Here is a 22013-nt window from a genome sequence, read left to right on the forward strand (position 1 = left end):
AAAAAAGGCAGTTAAGAAGTAAATCTCAACCGCCTCGCTATTAATAGTTATTTAATTGTTTAAGAACGTCCCGGTTGTCCTGGATGCAACGTCAGCGATATTGGATCGAGCGGGCGTTTGAGGATGGAAAAAGCGAATGCGGCATGGCGGATTACCAGGTTCGCAAATGGGACGCATGGCATCATCATATGGCTTTGGTGATGATGGCGATGCTGTTTATGCTCACTGAACGAATGCGCCATAAGGATACCTGCCCGCTGCTATCGTGTTCGGATATTGAAGAACTTCTCTCACATTTTCTACCGCGGCGCGATATCTCAGAAGCAGAAGTTTTTCGCCAGCTCGAAGATCGGCACCGCAAACGCCAGTCCGCCATAGAATCACACACGCGAAAACAACGAATGCGGGGACGGCAGAATGGCTAAACAAAATTTACGAAGTCAAATTAACGAATAATGTATAATGAAGATGCGACCCTGTTGGCTATACGCAACCGCCTCTTTATTAATAGTTATTTAATTATTTAAGAACGTCCCGGTTGTCAGGATGGTTGTACTTGACGGTGATCATCGACCTGTTCTCCCGTCTGGTGGTCGGTTGGGCTTTGAGCAGTTCGTTGAGCCATGAGATGGTGGTTGCGGCGCTTAAACGAGCGATCAGAAACCGTCGTCCGGGCAAAGGGGTTGTTTTTCATTCGGATCGAGGGGTTCAATATGCGTGCAATGACTTTCGCAAGGAACTCGAAAACCATAAATTTGTCCAAAGCATGTCCCGCAAGGGAGACTGCTGGGACAATGCCGTGGCCGAGTCGTTTTTCGGGATTATGAAAACCGAGCTGGTTTATCATGAACGCTACGAAGGTCATCAGGACACCTTGCATTCCATTTTTGAATATATTGAGGTGTTCTACAATCGGCAGAGAAGGCATTCAACGTTAGGATATCTCTGCCCGGCTGAATATGAAAAACAGAAGGTGAAACTTTGTGCTTGACCGTGTCTACTTTTTTCGGGAAAATCCAATCGCGCCCTTGTCAGCGGACTGAGCCAGCCGGCTGTATAGGAAGAGATGTCCTTTACGAACCCTGGGGGGAGGCGCCTGCCAGGCGCTGCGCCGCCGCTTCAACTCTTCTTCGTCAACCTCCAGGTTTGACGGCCTCGGCAACCTGGCGCAGGTTGTAATGGCCGGGGACGGTGGTGCTCCAGGCGTTGGCGATGCCGATCATGGGTTTGTCCAGATCGGCATCGCCGTAGCCCATGGATTTATAGTAGGCGCGGTTGATGCTCCACTCGGGCCGGGTCAGTATCTTCTGGCTGCGTCTCATCTTTAACTCCACGTTTTAAGTTTGAATCAGGGATCTATTTCCCCGCTATCTGTAAACCAAAACGGTCTAAAGGTCAAAGATAGAATAGACCCCCCTTGCTGCAACCGGCTTGGAATATGGGGGTGGGGAAGCGGGGCTGTATTTTTTAATGATTTGATGTTATGGATAGTATTGGAATACACACTTGTCCAAAAATGGATTCCAATCACTGTCAACACCAGTAAATATGGTGCATTGGGAAATATTCTAACCAAGGAACCAGCATCTGTCATTCCTGTGAAAGCAGGAATCCAGGACATACACTACACAGCGGCAGAACCCTGGATGCCCGCTTTCGCGGGCATGACGTGTTGGCGGCTCTTTGTTTTTTAAACCCGATGATCATACCTCGAAATATTTTGGACAGTAATGATTTGAATAGCCTAATATACCGTTTAGGGGGAACTGAAAAATGTTACGCATCGTAATTGTTTCTATTCTGTTATTTGGCAGTATATCGGCCCAGGCGGCCGTCGTCGAATATGACCTCACAATCGAGCACCAAATGGTGAATATGACCGGGTTGCATGCAAACGGCATGACAATTAACGGCAGCATCCCCGGTCCGACCCTGCGCTTTAGCGAAGGCGATACGGCGCATATTAAAGTGCATAACAAAATGAACGTGGATACGTCCATCCACTGGCATGGCCTCCTGGTGCCGCCGGATATGGATGGGGTCCCTTACATCAGTTTTCCGCCCATCAAACCGGGTACGACTTTTGTTTATGAATTTCCGATCCGTCAAAGCGGCACCTACTGGTATCATTCACATACCAACATGCAGGAACAAAGCGGGATGTACGGTGCTATTGTCATCAGTGCGAAACATGCCCACCTGACGCCGGATCGGGATTATGTGATCCTCCTGTCGGACTGGACGGATGAAGACCCTCATCAGGTCTTGCGGACGCTTAAACGGGGAAGCGAGTGGTATGCCATCCAGAAAGGAAGCGGCCAGAGTATTCTGGGAGCTGCCCGTCTCAAGTCTCTGGGCGCCTACTTCAGTCGAGAACTTCAGCGAATGCCGCCTATGGACATTGCCGATGTCGCCTATGACCGGTTTCTTGCCAACGGCAAACCGGAGTCCAGCCTTTTTGCGAACCCGGGCGAGACCGTGCGCCTCAGGATTATCGACGGTTCCGCCACCACCTATTTCCACCTGGATTTTGCCGGGGGGCCCATGCAGATAATCGCTGCGGACGGTCAGGATGTTGAACCCATCGAACCGGGACGATTGCTGATTGCTGTCGCCGAAACCTATGATGTGCTGATCCGGGTTCCTGATAAAGGCGCCTATGAATTCAGGGCGACTTCACACGATGGTTCCGGATATGCGACCGTCTGGATCGGGTCCGGCAATAAATATCCGGTTTCTGATGTACCCCGGCCCAATCTCTATCATGGCATGGGTGAATCGGATATAGCGCGCATTTTTGCACTGACGCCGGCAGGGTCCATGGGTATGCCGGACAGTATGGTGTCTGCGGGCATGTTCGATAAACCCGGCATGAGCGGAATGGACCATGCCCAGGATATGCAGGGGATGGTACACAGCCCGGAACCTTCCGGCATGAAGATGAAAAGCATGGACCATGGTCATGGGGGAGACAAAACCCTTCGACATGAAGCCATGCCCATGAAATCGGAAGGTTCTCCAAAACAAGCCATGACCCATGATGATCATAAAATGCAAATGCCTTCGCAGGGTTTGGGGGGCGGCAAAAGATATGGTCTAAATTTTAGTTTTCTGGGGACCGATGTGTCCGCTCATAAAGACCTTGCAATGGACGGCACGGATGCGAGCCGGCCATGGCCTCCTTATGAAAAACTGCGGGCGGTTAAGCCGACCCATTTCCAAAAGGATAAAACGGTACGCGAGATCCGGCTGACCCTTGATGGCGATATGGAACGGTACGTCTGGTTTCTAAACGACAAACCCCTCTCAGAATCGGATTCCATCCACATACGGGAGGGTGAAACAGCACGTTTTATCATGATCAACCGTACCATGATGCACCACCCCATGCACCTGCATGGACATTTTTTTCGTGTGTTGAACGGCCAGGGCGATTATGCGCCCCTGAAACATACCGTTGACGTTGCCCCCATGTCCACCACCGTCATCGAGTTTAACGCCAACGAAATCGGGGATTGGTTTTTTCACTGTCATTTGCTGTATCACATGAAAAGCGGCATGGCCCGCATGATTCACTACGAAGACTTTCCCCTCGATCCAAAGCTGGCCAACATCCGGCAGAATCTTTATAATGATCCCTGGTATTTCTTTGGCCGGGCGGACGCCCTTACAAATATGACCGAAGGTTTTCTGAGGCTGTCCGATACCCGCAATATCATTACCGCGGATTGGGAAGCCGGCTGGCAAGGTGTGGATGATACGGAGTGGGAAACGATATTTACCTGGGACCGTTACGCCAACCGTTTTTTTAATCTGTTTGCCGGTCTGGATGTTCTGGGGCAGGGGCAGGCTTCGGATCATACCCGTGGCATCCTTGGACTGCAATACCTGCTGCCGTTTAACATTGAATCCCGTCTCTGGGTAGATACCGACAGCGGCGCGCGGGTGTACCTTGAAAAATCATTTCATTTGACCCCGCGCCTGGAACTGCTGGGTGAAGTCCAATATGACACCCATGAACAATGGGAAGGGAGCGTGGACCTGCTTTATACCCTTACGAAAGGGATTTCCCTGGTGGGCAAATGGCATTCTGACTTTAGCTGGGGCGGGGGGGTACAGGTTCGCTTTTGACCGGGTTCAGGTTTTCCTCCACCTGCGAGACACCATCCAATTCAGCGATCAGCGGCGGCAGATCATTTTGAACGGTTCTCCAGAGGATATCCAAGTTAATATCAAAATAGGCGTGAACCAGTCGGTGACGCATACCGACAATGTCTTCCCATGGAATCCCTGGCAGTTGAGCCCGTCCGTCTTGGGAAACTTGAAAAGCCGCTTCGCCGATGATCTCGATTGTTTTGACAAGAGCCAATACCAACTTGCGATCTCGGTTCAGATCGACGCGAGTTCTGCCCTGCACGAATTCAATGGCCTCATGCGCCGCTTCCAGCATATGCAGCAATCGAATTGTGTCATCCTTGCGCATACTGTACATCTGCCTCTTCCAATACCTGTTGGCGAAAATGTCGGCTCAGATCTTCCGGTGTTCGAAGGTCTGCCTTCCGTCCAATCAACTCTGAGAGCTCTCTTTCCATTCGCGCTATCCCGAAAAGACCGGGTATGTGATCCGGTTCAAACTCAACCAGAAAATCCATATCGCTGTTCCCATTAAAGCTGGAATATAAAGTTGAACCAAAAATAGCCATGCGTTGAATGTGGTGTTTCCGACAGAATGCCGCCAGGTGCTGTTTAGGCACATTTATGTTCATCGCTGCACCTCATCATCTTTAAACTCTCGATGCTCGGATCTTTATGACTTCATTAATTTTCATAAAGATATTAACCAATTAAAGCAATCAGTTACAAAACCTTTTAGAATTTCAGTACAGTATAGGTTCTGTTCCGGAACTGCTTTACTATACCATAGATTTAGGCAAATCGTAAAAAATTTATTTTTGACAAACTAACAGCCAGCAGGCATCGTATTAATCTGCCGTAGACGATCTGGTCCATTTTTACTGCATATAGATTCTCCAGATGTCCTGATCCAGATGGTATTGATAAAAATTCAGATTATACAAGATGTAATAATAGGATACTTAGTCTGCTAAACATCAAAGTCAAGTGATCATTCTTGCATTATCCTGAAATGTTGACAGCCTAAAGCTTACAAAAGATAGTCTTAAGAAATCAAGATGGTTCAGGACCGCATCATCTTTGTCATTCCCAATGGTAGTGCGGTTTAGAGGAAAAGTTCAGGCGTGAATCAGAAAATTTTCAAAATCTCAATGCAGTGAATAGCGCCTTTTCATCTATAGCGTCTTATTTACGGGCCTTATCATGTTTAAACCCTTGGACTACCCACCAGAGCCCCCAGGAACATACCAAAGGCAGCACGCCCATCAAAGCGAATTTCCGGAGAAACGCGGATAAGATAAAAAATTTATTCGGCTCTACAATGTAGATAAATGAGAATATGGGCCAGAAAACAGACACGAGGATCGCAAGCCGCAATGTTTCAGGCAATTGCCGGCAGCGCTCATTTAAGGTGTTTATGCTGATCGCCATAAGATTTCTTCAAAAGACCAATTTAAATTAATATCAGACCGACCCGGTCATGAGATCAAACATCTCATGTGCCGCCGTATCCTATGGTCACTTTTTGACCTTCCACGATAACAGGGACCAGGCGTTTTCCTTTTGAAAACTTAAGCATCTGATCAAGTGTTTTCGGGTCTTTTTTCACATCAAGATATTCATGACCCTTGAGAGCCTCCCTGGCTCTGTTGGTATAGGGTCACCCGGACTTTCCATAGATCTTTATTTTTTCAACCATGAGATCCCTCCTCGGAGATTGAAAGCGATATTGCCCCCAGCTTTAAGTTCAGGGAGCTGCAGGCGCTTGATAATTGACGGTTAGCGGATTAGATGCATGTTAATATCACAAAAGTCCCCGGTGTTGCAATATGAATTGGAAATGGTAGTCATCCTTGACAGAAAAAATCGGTTTGCCTATATTTCCGCTGCTGGATAAGGATTTCCGATATTATAGCGGTTGTCATAATTACATTCCGATTCAGCCGCCGGACAATTCCGTTTCAATTGGAACATATTTTCGGCAACAACGCTATCACATTTTATAGAAAAAATTTATGAAAGAACTGTTCGGAATTTTCGCGCGTCTCAAACCGGGATGGATGGGGTTTTCTTCAGGGCTGCTGCCCCTTTTTATGCTGGCGCATTTCGGCCATCACCTCGTGAATTCGCTTCCGATTCCACTGCTTCCCATGATCCGTCAGGACTTCGGCCTGGATTATACCCAATCCGGACTGCTGATCTCGGCATTTTCGCTCTCATACGGCCTGAGCCAGTTTCCGGCGGGCTGGCTGGCCGACCGGGTGGGGCCCCGGATTCTGCTGTTCATCGGCATCAGCGGTGTGGCCATGGCAGGGCTTCTGGCCGGGCTTTCGCAAAGCTACGGCATCCTGCTGGTCTGCCTGGTGGCCATGGGAATCACCGGCGGCGGGTATCATCCGGCTGCACCGCCCTTAATTTCCGCTGCGGTTGAACCCAAAAATCGCGGCCGGGCAATGGGGCTGCATATGCTCGGGGGCAGCATTCCCTTTTTCCTGGCGCCGCTGATTGCCGTGGCCCTGACCGCTCTATGGGGGTGGCGGGCTAGCTTCATTGTGCTGGCTGTTCCGACCATCCTGCTGGGCGGGGTGCTCTATGTCGTCCTGGGACGGCGCCTGAAAGCGCGCGCTGTGGAATCTGCGGCCGCCGGTTCGAAGGGTGGGGCGGAGGGATCAGCGCACGGCAATTTTCATCAACTGGCGCCGATTATCATCATCAGCACCTTTGCACACGCCGTGACGTTTTGCATGGTCGCCTTTATACCCCTGTTTCTGGTTGACCGGTTCGGCCTGGAAAAGGAAGCCGCAGCCGTGTTTCTCTCTATTTTTTATTCGGCCGGACTGTGGGCCAGCCTCATGGGAGGGATACTTTCAGACCGCCTGGGGAGTGTGCCGGTTGTATTGACGGTATGTTTTATCACCGGCCCGGTCATTTATTTGCTGAATTTCATGCCGGCGGCGCTGGGTGTCGGCGGCATTCTCTTCGTGCTGGGCATATGCAACTACATTCGCACGCCGGTGACGGAAACATATCTCGTGAGCCGGACCAGCGAAAAAAACCGATCGAAGGTGCTGGGCGTCTACTATTTTTCAAATATCGAAGGCGGCGGGGTATTGACACCGGTGCTGGGGTTTCTCATTGATCGATACGGATTTTATACGAGTTTTTCAATTGCCGGTACAACGGTTTTTGTTTTGTTCCTGATCTGTTGGGTGTGGCTGCGCGGAAGCCGTAACAAATGAAGATTAATAAGGAATCCCAAAATTGGAGATTCTAATCCTATTGAGCCAAGAGATATTCCCGATTCTACAGCATTCACTTGACCCCTGGAATCCTCGTATCCTTTAGACGCTAGAAGCTGTTCAGCAGCTTGACAGCCATGATCAACATGGCAACGGCAAGTACGATCCGGATTGTCTTTTCTCCCTTTCGCACCGCAATCTTGGCGGACCACCAGCCGCCGGCGGCGTTTCCGACAGCAAGGGCGATGCCGTATTTCCAGTTGATATTCCCGGTCCAAGCAAAAACCATCAGGGCAGGGATTGTGTAGATGAAAAAAACGGACGCCTTGTGCATGTTGATGCGCACCAGGTCCATTTTCAGTATATGACTCAAGGCGCCGATCATTAAAAAACCGATGCCGACCTGGTGAAACCCCCCGATGAATCCGATAACCAGCATGACAGGGTAAATCAGCCATCCGTGGGCCGGTACGGCGGCCTGCCCGGTGCTGATTGTTTTCGACCTGGGATGATAACGGTCAATAAAATAGCAAAGATGAAGATCGCCAGCACTCTTTGGAAAAGGACGCTGTCAATTTTTACCGCCAGGATAGCGCCCGCAACAGCGCCGGGAAGGGCGAAAGCCGCCAGTTTCAGGCTGGTTTTAAATTCAAAGAATTTTTCCTGTTTAAAGGACAGGATGCTGGCAATGGTCTGGATAAAAATAGCCAGGCGATTGGTGCCGTTGGCCAGGGGGCTGTCCAGGCCGAAGAAGATAAGCAGGGGAAGGGAGATGGCCGAGCCGCCGCCCGCCATGACGTTCAGGAATCCGGAAATTATCCCGACGACAACCAGTAAGAGGAGAAAGAGGATATCCTGCATCAGCCAGACCTGTTAAATTATTTTTTTAACGACACTTATTCAACGGCTGATTTTATAGTTGATAAAGGTAAAAGAATCAAATAGAAAAAAAGAACCATTGGGGTAATGGAAAGGAGAACAAAATGAAAATTACGGAAACGATTCACGCTTTGAAACATCGGTTTCAGATACCGGTCAGCCCTGAGCTGAAGGTGGACCGGTTTGTCTATTCTTATATCGTCTTTGGAAAAGAAGGGGTCTATCTGGTGGATAGCGGGGTGATGGCCTCTGAGAAATCCATTTATGACCATATCAGCAGCCACGGCCGATCGATTGGGGATATCAAATCGTTGATCCTGACCCATTCCCATCCGGACCACGTCGGGTCCGTGAAACCGATCAAAGAGAAGAGCGGGTGCAAATTGCTCGCCCATGCCGGTGAAAAAGACTGGATCGAAGACGTTCAAAAGCAGTTTGGCGAACGCCCGGTGCCGGGGTTCAATACCCTGGTGGCAGGATCCGCTAAGGTGGACCGGGTTGTTGCCGATGGGGATCGCATCGAACTTGAAAAGAACATCACCCTGAAGGTGGTCTACACGCCCGGGCATTCCAACGGGTCAATTTCACTCCTGTTTGAAAAGGAAGGCGTCCTGATAAGCGGCGACTGCGTGCTGCTGCCGGGACAACTCCCGATTTATGACAATGTGATGGAGGGGGCGGCTTCCGTGAGAAAGCTGCAGGGGCTGTCGCATGTCAATGTCCTGCTGTCGGCCTGGGATGAGCCCCGGGAGGGCGCAGCCGTGGGGGAAAAGATGGACCAGAGCATCGGCTACCTTGAAAAGATCCACCGGACGATTCATGGGATTCAGGATGTCCGCAAGCTCGACCGGGCGGCATTATGCAAACAGGTGGTTGATATCATGGGGCTGCCGGCGGACGCGGTGAATCCGCTGGTCATCCGGTCGTTATATTTAAATGCTCAGGTATAAATTCGCTTTTCGCTATTGAAATGACGGCCGGCAAAACTTATCGGTTTTGCCGGCCGTCATTTTACTTTGTCAATTGCGGCGAATGTATTTCCCGATTCCTTCTCCGGTGACAAGTCGACCGTTTTCGAAGACCTTGATGCCGCGAACATAGACGCTTTTAACCGCCCCCCTTACTTGCATTCCTTCGTAAATACTGAAGTCCGAAGCGGTCAGAAGATTTTTTGCCGTAATTTCCCAGACACGATCTTCATCGATGATGACAAAATCGGCATCCGAACCCGGCAAGAGGGTTCCTTTGCGAGGATAGAGGCCGAAAGCCCTGGCGGCATGGAAGCTGGTGATGCGCGCCAGCCTCTGCAATGACAAACGTTGGCGGGCAACCCCTTCGCTGAGCAGCAACGGAAGAATGAGGCCGGTGCCGGGAAATGCCGACCGGGCGGTCCAGATGTCGACCGGGTTTTTCTCAGTGAGGGTAAACGCCACGTGGTCGGAACCGATGGTTTCGATCAGGCCTTCCTCCAGCGCCTTCCAGACGGCAGTCTGGTCGTCGCCGGTCCGTATCGGCGGCATGACTTTGGCCGGCACGCCGACATCGGTGTCGGTGGTGAGGGTCAAATAATGCGGCCCGGTTTCGGCAATAAAATCCGTACCGCAAAGACGCGCCTCTCTCAATGCCCGGATGGCGGTGCGTGAACCGATGTGCGGAAAATACACCGGTACATGATAGGCCCGCGACAAAACCGCCACCTGTCCGATGGCAAGGGCTTCGGCCAGAGCGGAGCAGGCGAAATTCCAGGCAGCCAGACCGTCAAGTCCGGCCCGGCGAGCCTCCTGAATCCCCTGGTACAGGACTTCACCATCTTCGCAATGAACACTGAGACGGCAGCGGGCCGGGATTTTCTGCAACATGCGAAAAGTCTCATGCAGAATGTCCGCGCTGACGTTTACGTCGTGGGGGTCCGTCTGTTGGGCGCCGGGGCGAAGGTCCATGAGGATGCCACGGCCGAGGGGCCCCTTCATGTTCAGGTAGATTTTATACGAGGTGATGCCGAAGCGTTGAACATATTCGGGAATTTCGGCAATCTGGGCGTGATTGAAAAGTGTCAGATGCAGCGCATAGTCCTGATAGTGCAGACGGTTTGCAAGATCAATCTGCTCGTCCACCCGATTTAGGTAGGATGCCGGATGTCGAAAATACCGGATAAATGTGGTAACACCGCCGCTGATGCCGAAGGCCGACTCGGCCCGGATGCGCTCCTCGATGGGCGGCACCCAGCCGTAATGGATGTGCGGATCAATGAGACCCGGAAGGATTACACCGCCCGCTGCGTCCAGAACTTCTGCGCCGGGGGGCTCTGCCGGGGAAGCTCCAACGGCGCTGATCCGGCCGTCAGTTATCACCAGATTGCAGGGCATTGCCCCTGTTTCCGGCAGGACAACAACGGCATTTTTCACGACCAGGTTTTGAGCCATGCGTGGTCTCCCAATGATGGACGTTTCGCGAAAATCGGAATGGCCGGTGGGCCGGTCTTTCACGAAGTCCGGCATGAGCTGATTGACAAGGGTCATGCAGTGCGCCAGGCCCAGAAGCCGTTGGCCGGGACGTTCCTCAAAAAGTTCTTTCAGTACCGATAAAATGCAGGAATTGTTCGGGCCGTGGCCGCTGATGAAGAGGATCTTCCGGAACCCCATTTTTTCAATGCCGCTGCAAAGCTCTCTAACGACGGACGAAAAGGTCTCGTCGGAAAGAATGGCCCCTTGGAATGCCGGATGTTCGCTGACGCCGTATGCCAGCGCGGGAAAGACAACCGCACCGGTTTTGCGGCCGACCCGCCTTGCCACTTCACGGGCAGTGGCGGCATCCGTTCCCATGGGAAGATGGCTTGCGTGACGTTCAGTTGAACCGGCCGGAACCAGGGCAACGCCGATTCGTTTTGCACGGTCGCGCAATTCGTCCCAAGACAGGCCTGCAGCCTCAGCGCTCATTTCGGTTCAAACCCCGGCTCATAATGGGGGCCGGCCTTGGTACCGTCGGCCGCCATGCCGATAATGCCATGGGACATGTCTTTACAAGTGAAAAAGACGACGTCTTCATCAGGCAGCCCCGCCATCGAGTGCACAACATTGGCCGGAAGATAGATCAGCGTGCCTTCCCCGACCAGTTTCTCCGGCTGATTGTCCACCATGACGCGCACCTTGCCCTTGAGAATGTAAATCCATTGCTCGTTGGGGTGCGAGTGCGGGCGGGCGCCGGTGCCGCGTTTGAAGTCAATGAGTCCCACCTGAATCCGATCGCCTTCCACGACCGGGCCGTTTGCAGACGAATAGCCCGTGCCGGCGTCCATTTTGGCAAGCTGGGCCATATCGAAAATATATCGGCCCTTGCCGGCCAGGGTAGCGCCCTTGCTTTTTGGTTCAATATTGCTCATGGTTCCTCCCAATAAAAGGGTTAGAGGGTTCAGGGATTCAAGGTTCGGAAAATGCTCAGCGTTTCGCTTGGATGCTAGGATGTCTGGATGCTTGGATATTGGGGAGCGTCCTTTCGAGCTTTCCCAGCTCCCCGGCCTCATCGCTTCCCAGCTTAACAGCTTACTTCGCTTGGCCCCTTGAATCCTGCTATATCTTAATCTTATACAGCCGCTTGACGTTTCCAAAAAGTATCCGGTTTTGATCCGCCTGCGCCAAACGCGACAGGCCGGGAACCTTCACCGCTTTGCCCGGGTAGCCCATGTCAAAGGGGTAGTCCGTTCCAAAAAGGACATGGCTTGCCCCCAGCGTTTTTACGGCAAATTCAAGGGCGTCGGCGTTGTGGGTGATGGTGTCGTAGTAGAACTTTTTAATGTAGCGTTCAGGGGCTTTGGCCTTATGGTCTTTGGGTTCCGGCCGGACATGATAGCCGTGCTGCCATCGGCCTCGGACCCAGGGCGTAAATCCGCCGCAGTGGGACAACAGGAACTTGATCTTGGGGAAACGATCGAACACGCCGCCAAAGATCAGGCAGGCGGCGGCAATGGTCGTGTCCAAGGGGTTGCCGATGAGGTTGCGCAGGTAATAGTCTTTAAGCCTGTCGGCGCCGCCCATTACATCCATGGGGTGGATGGAAATCGGCACATCCAAAACAGCCGCCTTGCGCCAGACAACATCCAGAGAGCGGTCGTCGAGATTCCTGCCGGCGACGTTGGAACCGATCTGCGCTCCCAAATGACCGGCTTTCACGGCGCGGTCCAGCTCTTTTGCCGCTGCTTCGGGCGCCTGCAGGGGGATTTGGGCCATGCAGCGAAATTGCCGGGGATATTTGCGGGTGAGTTCCAGCAGGGCGTCGTTGAGTGAAGCGGACAGCTCAATGTTCAGGCCGGCATCAAGGCTGTAATGCATCATCGGCGGAACCACCGAAAGTATCTGCATATCTACGCCCTGCTTCTTCATGTCCTTCAGGCGCAGATCTACGTTGTATGTTTCCTTCGGCAGCGGGTTTTTATGAACACGCTCTTGGCCGAGGATCGTACTCTTGACGACGAGAAGTTCCCATGATTTCCCATTTTCAATTGTGACGGCATTGCCGAATCGTTTTTTACGGACGTCTTCAATAAAACTTTCCGGTGCAACATGGGCGTGGGGGTCGATGATCATTATAGGCTCCTTTGTTTTAGATCGTTACAGGGGAAATAATACCAGTGTCGATTTGATACTGGAATGGAATAACAATGTCAATGTGCAAAAATATGGTTGAAGAGGCTTTTTTATCACAAAATTGCAGGAGAAAGCACTTGAAAAGACGCTCTAAAAATCATATAGTCTAAAATAGTTGTCTGGAAAGCCTCCGTTGGGTGCTTGGCCGCCATAATAATCCGCTTCTACGCGTGTGAAACTCACGCATAAGCGTACGTAGCACGGAACCGAATTTAACTCGCAACATACTTTCAGGCATGAATCCTATGCAGGTGATGCCGGAAACAATCTCTATGCGGTTCCATTCAATCCCGCCATGGCGGGACTAATGCGTTCAGACAGTCACACGCTCCGAACCGGATCACCATGGCGGCTGCGTTTTAGCCCGCTTGTGCTTTGTAGATAACCGCTTAATCCAAATTCAACCAGAACCGACTTGGTTACCTTTTATAACTGGAGAAAACAACGATGATCAGACTCAAGGCATTTTCCTATTTTGAACCCGCTTCCCTCAAAGAAGCATCGGAAATTCTAACCCAACATAAAGGCGAGGCCTATCCCCTGGCCGGGGGAACCGATCTTCTGGTGCGGATGAAACGAGAAGCCATCCGGCCGGCTGCGCTGGTTAATCTCAAGCGCATCAGGGAGCTTAATGGGATCCAAAGCGAGAAAGACGGCGGCATGCGGATCGGTGCCCTGACCACGATTGCCGATATCGAGAACTCTACGGTGGTTCATACAAGCCACCCGGTCCTGGCACAGGCGGCCGGTGTCTTGGGCGCGCAGCCCCTCAGAAATTTGGCCACCATCGGCGGCAATATCGGAAGAGCATCGCCGGCGTCGGACATGGCGCCGTCTCTCATGGTCCTTCAGGCCCGGGTTGCCACTGAAGGGGCGTCCGGCCCCGGTGAGCGGGAAATCGACAAGGTTTTTGCGGGACCCGGTTCAACAACCCTCTCTGATGGCGAGATCATGACCGCCTTCTATTTTCCTGCCATGGCGCCTGCCACCGGCGCCGCCTACCTGAAGATGGGCCGTCGCAGCGGCGGCGGCGACTGTGCCCTGGTGGGGGTTGCCGCCTTGCTGACCCTGGGATCGGGTGAGGCCAGGGCGGTCCGGATCGCCATGTCTTCGGTGGGTCCCACACCCCGGCGGGCCAATAAGGCCGAAGCAGTCATCCTGTCGGGAACGATTACGGAAGAACGCATGAGAGATGCCGCCCGCGTGGCCGCGGAGGAAGCGGCGCCCATTACCGACATGCGCTGCAGCGCCTCCTATCGAAAAGAAATCATCAAGGTACTGACATTTCGGGCGCTGCAGGAGGCAAATCAAAAGGCTCAAGGAGGGCAGGCAACGTGAAAATATCCATCGATATCCATGTAAACGGGGAACAATACCCGGCGGAAGTGGAACCGCGAACGACCCTACTGGAATTTCTGCGCGGAACACTTCATCTGACGGGAACCAAGGAGGGTTGCGGCCTCGGAGATTGCGGCACTTGCATCGTGCTGCTTGACGGAAAACCGGTTAACTCCTGTCTGGTCCTGGCGGTGGATGCCAATGGGCGGCGGGTCACCACCATTGAAGGCCTGGCCGAAGACGGAAAACTCCATCCCGTGCAGCAGAGCTTTATCGACAACGGCGCGGTCCAGTGCGGCTTCTGTACGCCTGCCATGATCCTGACCACCAAGGCGCTTCTGGATAAAAATCCGGATCCTGCCGAGGGAGAGATCAAACAGGCCCTGGGCGGTATTCTCTGCAGGTGCGGCTCTTACCAGAAAATTCTCAATTCGGTTCAGGCGGTGGGCAAAGGGGAGCGGAAATGATGTCTCAGAAGGGTTCAGCAGGGTATGTAGGCAAACGGGTGTTGCGGGTGGACGCGCCCGCCAAAGTGACCGGAAATGCCGTATACGGGATTGATATCGAACTTCCCGGCATGCTCCATGGTGCAACGCTCAGAAGCCCCTACCCCCATGCCGATATCGTTGAGATAGATACTTCCGCTGCGTTGAAGGCGCCGGGGGTCAGAGCGGTTGTGACGGGAAAAGACTTTCCCTGCTATTTCGGCGATATGGTCAGGGATCAGCCCTTTCTGGCCGTTGATCGGGTGCGCTTTGTGGGCGATCCGGTTGCGGCGGTTGCGGCCGAAACCGAAGCCCAGGCCCTGGAAGCGCTGGAAAAAATTCGGGTGAAATATAGAGAACTGCCGGCGGTTTTCGATCCCCGCGAGGCAATGGCCGAAGGCGCGCCGCTGATTCATCCGGATTTTGAAAAATATACGCGCAACATTCCCGCCAGCATGGTTCCCCATACGAATATCTGCGTTTCCCGCAAATTCAGCCTCGGGGATGTGGAGAAAGGGTTTGCGGAAGCGGATGAGATTTTCGAGGATTCCTTTTCGGCCCAGGCCCTGTCCCATGTGACCATGGAGCCCCATACCGCAATCGCTCAGTTCACGCCCCTGGACGGGCATTATACCGTCTGGTCGCCTAGCGACAGACCCCAGCGGCTGCATAAGGAACTGGCGGATGCGCTGGGCCTTGCCCATACCCGGATCCGGTTTATCGTCCCATATGTGGGCGGCTCTTACGGCGGCAAGAATACGCTGCGGGCGGAAGCCATTGCCGTGGCCCTGGCCCGGTTCACCCACGGCCGGCCGGTCAAAGTGGTATTCTCCAGGGCCGAGGCGCTGACCGCCACCCAGACCCGTCTGGCTGCTTTTATGAAGCTCACCACCGGCGTCAGAAAAGACGGCACCTTTACCGCCCGCCGGGCTGAGATCGTCTGGGACAACGGGGCATATATATCCAACGCACCCGGAGTCGCCAACCGGGGCGTCCTGACCATCCTGGGTCCCTACCGCATTCCCAACCTGGATCTGGTCTCCAGGCTCGTCTACACCAATAAGGAGACAACCGGTTCTTACCGGGGCTTCGGCACCACCCAGGTAACCTGGGCGTGCGAGGTGCAGATGGATATCATTGCCGCAAAACTGGGCATTGATCCCCTGACGATACGGCTTAAGAACGCGTATGTGGAGGGCGACGCTTACATCAATGGCCAGATTATGCGGGATGTCCGGGTAAAAGAAACCATTGAAAAAGCCGGCCGTGAGATCAAGCTTGAAAAAGACAGCACAAGTCCTTCCCCGACACGGCGCCGGGGCAAGGGGATTGCAACGATGCTAAAGAGCACGGCGACGCCCACCGATTCTTTTTGCGCCATCAAGGTCGATATGGACGGGGGGGTGACCGTCTTCAGCAGTTCATCGGAAATCGGGGCCGGCGAACAGACGATGATGGCCCAGATCGCGGCCGATGCGGTGGGGGTTCCGCTTTCGGCTGTTTCCGTTCCCAACCCGGATACTGCGATAACGCCTTACGACCACGGGGTTTCCTCCAGCCGGACGACCTATCATATGGGCAACTGCGTTCAACAGGCCGGCCGGGATGTACGCAAGCGGCTCCTTGGCATAGCCGCCGAAGTATTAGCGACAGACCCGGAGCGCCTGTCGCTGTTCGAGGGAAACATCATTGAAACAGGCGTCGGCCAACGAATGACCCTGAAGGAACTGCTCTCGAAAAAGTTCAACAACAAGAGCGGGGCCATTTTCGGCGAGGGACACTTTACACCTGCCGGCAACCCGGTCCTGGAAGCCCGGGAGGGGCTTAAGGGGATCAGCAGCATTTTCTGGATGTTTGCCACCCACGCCGCTGAAGTGGAGGTGGATACGGAGACCGGGGTTGTGAAGGTCCTGAACGTTGCAGCCGCTCACGATATCGGCCGGGCCATTAATCCGGTGGGGTGCGAGCAGCAGATAGAGGGGTCGGTTATTTTGGGGATTTCCAACACGCTCTTTGAGGAATTTAAAATGGAAAACGGGCGGATCTTAAATGACAGCCTTTCCGATTACAAGCTGGCCACCATGGAAGATCTGCCCAAGATCGTTTCCATCTTCGTGGAAGCCGAACCGGACAGGGAAGCCCTTGCGGTTGTCAAGGGGATCGGCGAGCCGGCTGCCGCCGCCACCGCACCGGCCATTGCCAATGCCATCTACAATGCGGTGGGGGTTCGCATCAAGGATCTGCCCATTACGCCGGACAAGGTTCTGGCGGCGCTGCGGGAGAAAGACAATCAGAAGGGCCGTTAAGGGGAGAAAGGGGTTCAAGGGTTCAAGGTTCAAGGGTTTGGAAACACTCTACGTTTTGTTTGAATGACACGGTGCTTTGACGCTAACATGTTAAAGATTATACTTTTGAGCCTCCCGGCCTCCCAGCTTATTTTTTATTTAGCTTGAACGGTGGTTTTTTCTCCCGTCCGGGCCGATTCTATTGACGTGCGGATCAGGGCCAGGGCTGCCAGCGCGCTTTCCCCGTCGGTTTCAGGCTGCGCTCCGGTCCGGATGCAGTCGGCAAACTCTTCGATTTCTTCCAAGATGGGGTTTCCCTGCTGCAGCGGGATATTTTCCGCCCCGGTTTTTCCCTTTTTGTATATCTGCAAAGAGGTGTCCGCATCGATCATTTGCCACCGGAGCAGATACGCCTCAAAAGGAAGTTCCTGAAGCGTAACCGTGCACTGCAGATTGGCTTCCGTTCCGTAAACGTAAACCCAGAGGGCTTTGGGCGACGCATAGTTGGAACCCAGGTACCCCAGCGCGCCGGATCCAAACCGCATAATGGTGGTGGTGACGTCTTCCACCGGCGCCGGAATATAGAGTTTGGAAAAAAAAGAAAAAACGTCCGTGATGGGTCCGAAAAGATAATTAAACAGATCGGCATGGTGGATGCCCAGTGTCATCAGTGCGCCGGCCGGGCATCCGCTGTCGTTGCCGGACCAGCGGAAAGCGTCCGGCGTCAGGGCAAACCCCAGGTTCTGGGAAAAATTGGCGTCCACCTGGATGAAATCCCCAATGGCGCCGGCCAGCAGCAGCTCCTTGATTTTTCGGAAACCCGCCAGGCGGCGCAGATGCTGGCCCACCATCAGGACGACACCGGCATCGCTGCAGGCCGCGATCATTTTTTCCGCGTCGGCAATGGTATTGGCAATGGGTTTGTCCACGAACACGTGCTTGCCATGCCGGGCGGCCATTAGGGTCTGATCGGCATGCAGGGCATTTGGGGTGGTCAAATGAACCCCTTCAACATCATCCCTTTTGAGGACGTCTGCCAGACTTTTTTCCTGATCACAGCCGAATTTTAGGCTGAACGCTTCTCTTTTCGAGACAATCGGATCAAAACAGGTGACGAGTTTGACCCGCTCGCTTTTTACCATGGCGTTGCCGATAGCGCCCGACCATGCGCCGGTTCCGATAATTGCCAGCCGGACTCGTTTCTGTTTCATTGCTTTATTTCACTTCAACAAAGTCGGCCCCGACCGGCGGGCAGGTAAAGAATTCAAGGTAGCGCAGATCCTGTTCCGATTGGTTGATGATGGCGTGTTTTTCGCCGGCAGGGATAAACATCACATCTCCGGCCTTGACGGGGAATTCTTCACCCTCAACGATTTCAATCCCATGTCCGCTGATGATCATCAAAACGGATTCGCGGGTTTTATGGTAATGATACGGCACTCGGCTGCCGGGAGGCAGCAGGCCGAACATGCCGCCCATGTCTTTGGCCTTGTCCTCAGCCGTTACGATATTGGGCCGATGGAGCTGGCCCGGCGTCGGGTTTTTCATCCGAATGTAGTCTTCGGTGTGGAATAATTTCATGTTGAACCTCCTCACTCAGTCCTGCTGTCTCGTTTTTACCCGTAACTCCTGCATCTTCTCAGCCTTGTTCGGTTGCGGATCGACGGGGACGTCGCTCCCTACAACGTCATCGCCACGCAACCCGTGACGCGCAACGCCTATATCATACCGGCTGCCTTCGCCGCCGCCCGGATGCTTTCTTTATCCTTTTCTTTCAGGGACAGCAAAGGTTTGCGGGGATCGCCGCCGTGAAAGCCGCCCAGCTCCATGGCATACTTGACGCCGGCAACGCCGAAACTGCCGGACACCGACTGGTTGAGAACATAGAGGGTGTTATGGAGCTTGAGCGCAGCTGCCGCATCGCCGGCGAGGTGGCGGTCATACAGGTCACAGGATGAAGCGGGAAACGCATTGGCCAGAGATACGACGCCTCCGGTGGCCCCCAGCATCATGGAAGGGAGCAGGGTGCTCACCGTTCCGGCCAGGACGTTGAAGTCGGCCCCCTGGGCGGCCAGCAGGTAGCTGCTCATGTTGCCGGTGGAAGAGTCCTTCATGCCGGCAATATTGGGGTGGGATGCCAGAGCCTTGACCACTTTTGGGGACACCGTGACGCCCGTAAATCCTGGGGCGTTGTATATGATGACGGGAACCGTGAGGGCCTCGGCCACCTCGGTATACATGGCGATGAGGGCGTCATCGGTCATCTGCTTTTTGAAATAAGAAGGTGTTACCACGGAGACGCAGTCCACCCCCATCCCGGCGACTTTTTTGCTGAAGCTGATGGTCTGCCGGGTGGATTCATATCCGGTGCCGGCCATGACCATCTGGTGGTCGCCCCTTTCGGCCAGGACCACTTCGAGCAGACTGATTTTTTCACTCTCGGTCAGGCTTTTGCTTTCACCGTTGCTGCCCAGGACAAAGATGCCGGCCAGCGGGGTTTTGTTGTATTTCTGTATGTTCGATTTAAATTTTTTCAGAGAAACTTCTTCATTGACGAACGGGGTGGTGATGGGGGCAAAAACGCCCGCAAGCTTGGTTTTCATTCATTACCTCCAACTTTAGTGTTTGTTACAGTATAAAATACCTAATTCTCAGAGCCTATTAATTGGTACTATCGCCCCACCAGATGCTCCCAGCGTTTATTTTTCAAAACGTCGCGATTGGCGATATTCCGGGGTTCCTTTCCCGTCAGAACATCAATGACGCATTCGGCCGCTTCTGTGGCCATGCGGATGACGCATTCACGGGTCAGGGCAGCCGTGTGCGGGGTCAGGATGACATTGTCAAGTTTCAGCAGCTTGCTGTCGGCGGCAGGCGGTTCCTGTTCCAGAACATCCAGGCCGGCGCCCCCTATCTTTTTTTCCTGCAGCGCCTCGGCCAGCGCAGCTTCATCAACAACCGGGCCGCGGGAGGTGTTGATCAGGAGCGCCTCCGGCTTCATCATGGCGAACTCTTTGGCGCCCACCGCATGGCGTGTCCCTTCCGTCAGGGGGATATGGATGGAAATAATATCCGACTGGCTGAAGAGGGTTTCGCGGGCGACAAATTTGACGCCATTCCCGGCAGATTGTTTTAATTCTTCCGGCAGGAAGGGGTCATACGCCAGCACCTTCATCCCGAAGATCTGGCGGCAGGCCTCTCCGAGGGTCGAGCCGATCCGGCCGAAACCCATCAATCCCAGGGTCTGGCCGCGCAGGTCCCGGGGCAGGTTTTGGAAACGAACTGAAAACTGGCCGGAGCGAACCGAGCGGTCCATCAGGGAAAGTTGCTTGGACAGCGCCAGCATGAGGGACAGGGCGTGCTCCACCACACTGATCGTGTTGACGCCGACGTTGGAGGTGACGATCACCCCCCTTTCCGTCGCTGCCGCAACATCGACATTGTCAACGCCGCCGCCGGTGCGGGCGATAATCTTCAGATTTTCAGCCCGGGAGATCAGGTCCCGGGTGATTTTGATGCCGGTGCGAAGAACGATCGCTTCGGCGTCGGGCAGCAGGGGGATTACGGTTTCAGGCTTCGGATTCCGGGCCGTGACAATTTTACAGCCGGCCCCTTCCAGCAGAGCGATGGCTTCAACTTCTATCGGCTGCGGCAGCAATACGCGTTTTAATTTGCTCAAGGTTTTTTCTCCTTTCAATTTTTCCTAGTGCATCAGCGCTTTCAGCAAAGACGAACCGCGAAGGCGCTAAGTACGCGAAGTTTTTTGCGCGAATCGGGTAGCCGGCCGGGAAAATAATGGCCGGCTGTCAATTCGCGCAAAGAAGTCTACCCTAAAGATTGATTCCTTGGGGTGCCGTAATCCATCTTTCATGCAATCATTCGAATTATAGCGCTTACTTCAATTTGTTTGCAAGGCATGGCTGTGTAACGTGTCCTGAGTTTCTCTTACAGGGTCGGTACAGAAAATAAACCCCCTTGCGTCCTTTGCGCCTTCGCGGTTCAGCCCTTTAACTGTTCTTCCAAACTTTTTATTTAACCCGCAACGCGTGACGTGAAACCCGTAACTCTTTCAAAAAACCTTTTTTCGGCGCCATTTTTTGGGGCGTTCGCCGGGGAACTTCAAACCGCTGGCGTCAACCCCCAGGTTGACGAAGAGCTTGGCCAGCACAATGGCGCTGCTGTATCCTTCCAGAATCGGGATTTCCCAGCCGATGTCACCCAGGCGCTTTTGCAGAAAAGACTGGAGCCAGAAAACATCCGAGCAGCCGAAGGTAATGACCTCGGCGCCGTCTTCCTCGATGGCGGCGACGGCTTCCCTGACGGCGCGCTCCACCGCTTCGGAGGGTTCGCCGCGCAGGGCCTTGTCACGCTCCTGGTCGATGGTGCTCTCATCCTCATAGCCGGCCCGGCCGTGATAGAAGTTGATGTTGCGGATGGAAGCGCAGCGGTCGGTAAACCGGTGCTTGACCACGAGTTCATAATAGAACATATTATGAACCTCGGTAAAATCGATGATGCTGAACTTGTTGCCCAGCATGGAGGCAATGTGCATCTGGGAAAAGGCGCAGGACGTCACCGGTATGCCGAACGGCCGGGCGATCTCGCGTGCTTCCATGAATCCGGGTTCACCGCCGCCCAGAAGGATAATGGCGTTATATTTGCCGCTTTCACAGGCTTCACGCACGATGGGCAGGCGGGCTGCGGCCACGTGGCAGAATTCTTCACGGGTTTCCACCGCCCAGTCTCCGTAAGGGGCGACCGGGCCGGGGTGAATGTCCCACTCAACGTCTTCCAGCAAAGGCCGGATATTGAGATAGTCCATTCGCAGCAGTTTTTCTTTGGACAGACCGGGCGTGTGAAACTTGTCGGCATGCCGGGCGTTCTTGGGGAGCTGAAAAGGCTGGATGAATAAAAAACGGTACTTCTTTTTCTCCTCTGACATGACTTTCTCCTCTATAATTATCCATTAAAAAAAGACGGGATGTGCCAACGGATTATCCCCGAAAAGGGCTT

The 22013-nt window shown here is 53.6% G+C and carries 20 protein-coding genes and 2 pseudogenes; 8 read left to right on the forward strand and 14 right to left on the reverse strand.

Going from position 1 to position 22013, the window contains the following annotated elements; all coding sequences use genetic code 11:
* The first annotated feature begins 74 nt into the window (after positions 1–74).
* Together P1P89_12120 and P1P89_12125 are read left to right on the forward strand one after the other, a co-directional pair.
* Positions 75–239, forward strand: a pseudogene (locus tag P1P89_12120) (IS701 family transposase).
* A gap of 293 nt (positions 240–532) precedes the next feature.
* Positions 533–991 (forward strand): annotated as a pseudogene (locus tag P1P89_12125) (IS3 family transposase).
* 142 nt (positions 992–1133) lie between these two features.
* Here P1P89_12125 and P1P89_12130 read toward each other — a convergent pair.
* Positions 1134–1322, reverse strand: coding sequence for a hypothetical protein (locus P1P89_12130; protein MDF1592255.1), 189 nt, complete (start codon positions 1320–1322; stop codon positions 1134–1136).
* A 451-nt stretch (positions 1323–1773) separates the two neighbouring features.
* Between P1P89_12130 and P1P89_12135 the strand changes: the two genes are divergently transcribed.
* Entirely contained in the window at positions 1774–4131 is a 2358-nt protein-coding gene (locus P1P89_12135; GenBank protein ID MDF1592256.1) for a multicopper oxidase domain-containing protein, read from the forward strand.
* Here the strand turns inward: P1P89_12135 and P1P89_12140 are convergent.
* The 3 genes from P1P89_12140 to P1P89_12150 form a co-directional block, all read right to left on the reverse strand.
* The gene (locus tag P1P89_12140; protein ID MDF1592257.1) at positions 4097–4483 is read right to left on the reverse strand and encodes a DUF86 domain-containing protein; all 387 of its coding nucleotides are present in this window, start codon (positions 4481–4483) and stop codon (positions 4097–4099) included. The two genes, P1P89_12135 and P1P89_12140, sit on opposite strands and share 35 nt — an antisense overlap.
* Positions 4470–4766 carry a nucleotidyltransferase family protein gene (locus P1P89_12145; GenBank protein MDF1592258.1) on the reverse strand — a complete coding sequence of 99 codons (297 nt, stop codon included), beginning with the start codon at positions 4764–4766 and terminating at the stop codon, positions 4470–4472. The genes P1P89_12140 and P1P89_12145 overlap by 14 nt, the downstream gene beginning before the upstream one ends.
* Before the next feature lie 863 nt (positions 4767–5629).
* Positions 5630–5833: a UXX-star (seleno)protein family 1 gene (locus P1P89_12150; protein ID MDF1592259.1), complete on the reverse strand. Its 204-nt coding sequence runs from the start codon at positions 5831–5833 to the stop codon at positions 5630–5632.
* A 316-nt stretch (positions 5834–6149) separates the two neighbouring features.
* Between P1P89_12150 and P1P89_12155 the strand changes: the two genes are divergently transcribed.
* A complete protein-coding gene (locus P1P89_12155; GenBank protein MDF1592260.1) occupies positions 6150–7373 on the forward strand; it encodes an MFS transporter in 1224 nt (407 codons plus the stop codon).
* A 109-nt stretch (positions 7374–7482) separates the two neighbouring features.
* On the opposite strand, the gene P1P89_12160 is transcribed toward P1P89_12155, so the two are convergent.
* Together P1P89_12160 and P1P89_12165 are read right to left on the reverse strand one after the other, a co-directional pair.
* Positions 7483–7812 (reverse strand): sulfite exporter TauE/SafE family protein, encoded by a 330-nt coding sequence (locus P1P89_12160; GenBank protein ID MDF1592261.1) that lies wholly within the window; start codon positions 7810–7812, stop codon positions 7483–7485.
* 11 nt (positions 7813–7823) lie between these two features.
* Positions 7824–8234: a sulfite exporter TauE/SafE family protein gene (locus tag P1P89_12165; protein ID MDF1592262.1), complete on the reverse strand. Its 411-nt coding sequence runs from the start codon at positions 8232–8234 to the stop codon at positions 7824–7826.
* Between the two features lie 122 nt (positions 8235–8356).
* Between P1P89_12165 and P1P89_12170 the strand changes: the two genes are divergently transcribed.
* Entirely contained in the window at positions 8357–9202 is an 846-nt protein-coding gene (locus P1P89_12170) for an MBL fold metallo-hydrolase (GenBank protein MDF1592263.1), read from the forward strand.
* 69 nt (positions 9203–9271) lie between these two features.
* Here the strand turns inward: P1P89_12170 and P1P89_12175 are convergent, their stop codons facing one another.
* The 3 genes from P1P89_12175 to P1P89_12185 form a co-directional block, all read right to left on the reverse strand.
* On the reverse strand, positions 9272–11188 hold the full coding sequence (locus P1P89_12175; protein ID MDF1592264.1) for a creatininase family protein: 1917 nt from the start codon (positions 11186–11188) through the stop codon (positions 9272–9274).
* Positions 11185–11631, reverse strand: coding sequence for a cupin domain-containing protein (locus P1P89_12180; protein ID MDF1592265.1), 447 nt, complete (start codon positions 11629–11631; stop codon positions 11185–11187). Before P1P89_12180 ends, P1P89_12175 begins: the two co-directional genes overlap by 4 nt.
* 187 nt (positions 11632–11818) lie before the next feature.
* A complete protein-coding gene (locus P1P89_12185) occupies positions 11819–12832 on the reverse strand; it encodes an amidohydrolase family protein (GenBank protein MDF1592266.1) in 1014 nt (337 codons plus the stop codon).
* Between the two features lie 507 nt (positions 12833–13339).
* Between P1P89_12185 and P1P89_12190 the strand changes: the two genes are divergently transcribed.
* The 3 genes from P1P89_12190 to P1P89_12200 are packed head-to-tail and all read left to right on the forward strand — an operon-like array spanning position 13340 to position 17021.
* The gene (locus P1P89_12190; GenBank protein MDF1592267.1) at positions 13340–14230 is read left to right on the forward strand and encodes a xanthine dehydrogenase family protein subunit M; all 891 of its coding nucleotides are present in this window, start codon (positions 13340–13342) and stop codon (positions 14228–14230) included.
* Positions 14227–14697 carry a (2Fe-2S)-binding protein gene (locus P1P89_12195; GenBank protein ID MDF1592268.1) on the forward strand — a complete coding sequence of 157 codons (471 nt, stop codon included), beginning with the start codon at positions 14227–14229 and terminating at the stop codon, positions 14695–14697. Before P1P89_12190 ends, P1P89_12195 begins: the two co-directional genes overlap by 4 nt.
* Entirely contained in the window at positions 14694–17021 is a 2328-nt protein-coding gene (locus tag P1P89_12200) for a xanthine dehydrogenase family protein molybdopterin-binding subunit (protein ID MDF1592269.1), read from the forward strand. The genes P1P89_12195 and P1P89_12200 overlap by 4 nt, the downstream gene beginning before the upstream one ends.
* 134 nt (positions 17022–17155) lie before the next feature.
* On the opposite strand, the gene P1P89_12205 is transcribed toward P1P89_12200, so the two are convergent.
* The 5 genes from P1P89_12205 to P1P89_12225 all read right to left on the reverse strand — a co-directional run bounded on the left by P1P89_12205 (position 17156) and on the right by P1P89_12225 (position 21942).
* Entirely contained in the window at positions 17156–18211 is a 1056-nt protein-coding gene (locus tag P1P89_12205) for a Gfo/Idh/MocA family oxidoreductase (protein ID MDF1592270.1), read from the reverse strand.
* A gap of 4 nt (positions 18212–18215) precedes the next feature.
* Positions 18216–18581, reverse strand: a complete 366-nt coding sequence (locus P1P89_12210; GenBank protein MDF1592271.1) for a cupin domain-containing protein — start codon at positions 18579–18581, stop codon at positions 18216–18218.
* A gap of 137 nt (positions 18582–18718) precedes the next feature.
* Positions 18719–19603, reverse strand: coding sequence for a dihydrodipicolinate synthase family protein (locus P1P89_12215; protein ID MDF1592272.1), 885 nt, complete (start codon positions 19601–19603; stop codon positions 18719–18721).
* Positions 19604–19671: 68 nt separating this feature from the next.
* Positions 19672–20679: a hydroxyacid dehydrogenase gene (locus tag P1P89_12220; GenBank protein ID MDF1592273.1), complete on the reverse strand. Its 1008-nt coding sequence runs from the start codon at positions 20677–20679 to the stop codon at positions 19672–19674.
* Positions 20680–21069: 390 nt separating this feature from the next.
* Positions 21070–21942: an aspartate/glutamate racemase family protein gene (locus P1P89_12225; GenBank protein ID MDF1592274.1), complete on the reverse strand. Its 873-nt coding sequence runs from the start codon at positions 21940–21942 to the stop codon at positions 21070–21072.
* Between the last annotated feature and the right edge of the window lie 71 nt (positions 21943–22013).

It is taken from the genome of Desulfobacterales bacterium (assembly GCA_029211065.1).
Taxonomy (GTDB): Bacteria; Desulfobacterota; Desulfobacteria; order Desulfobacterales; family JARGFK01; genus JARGFK01.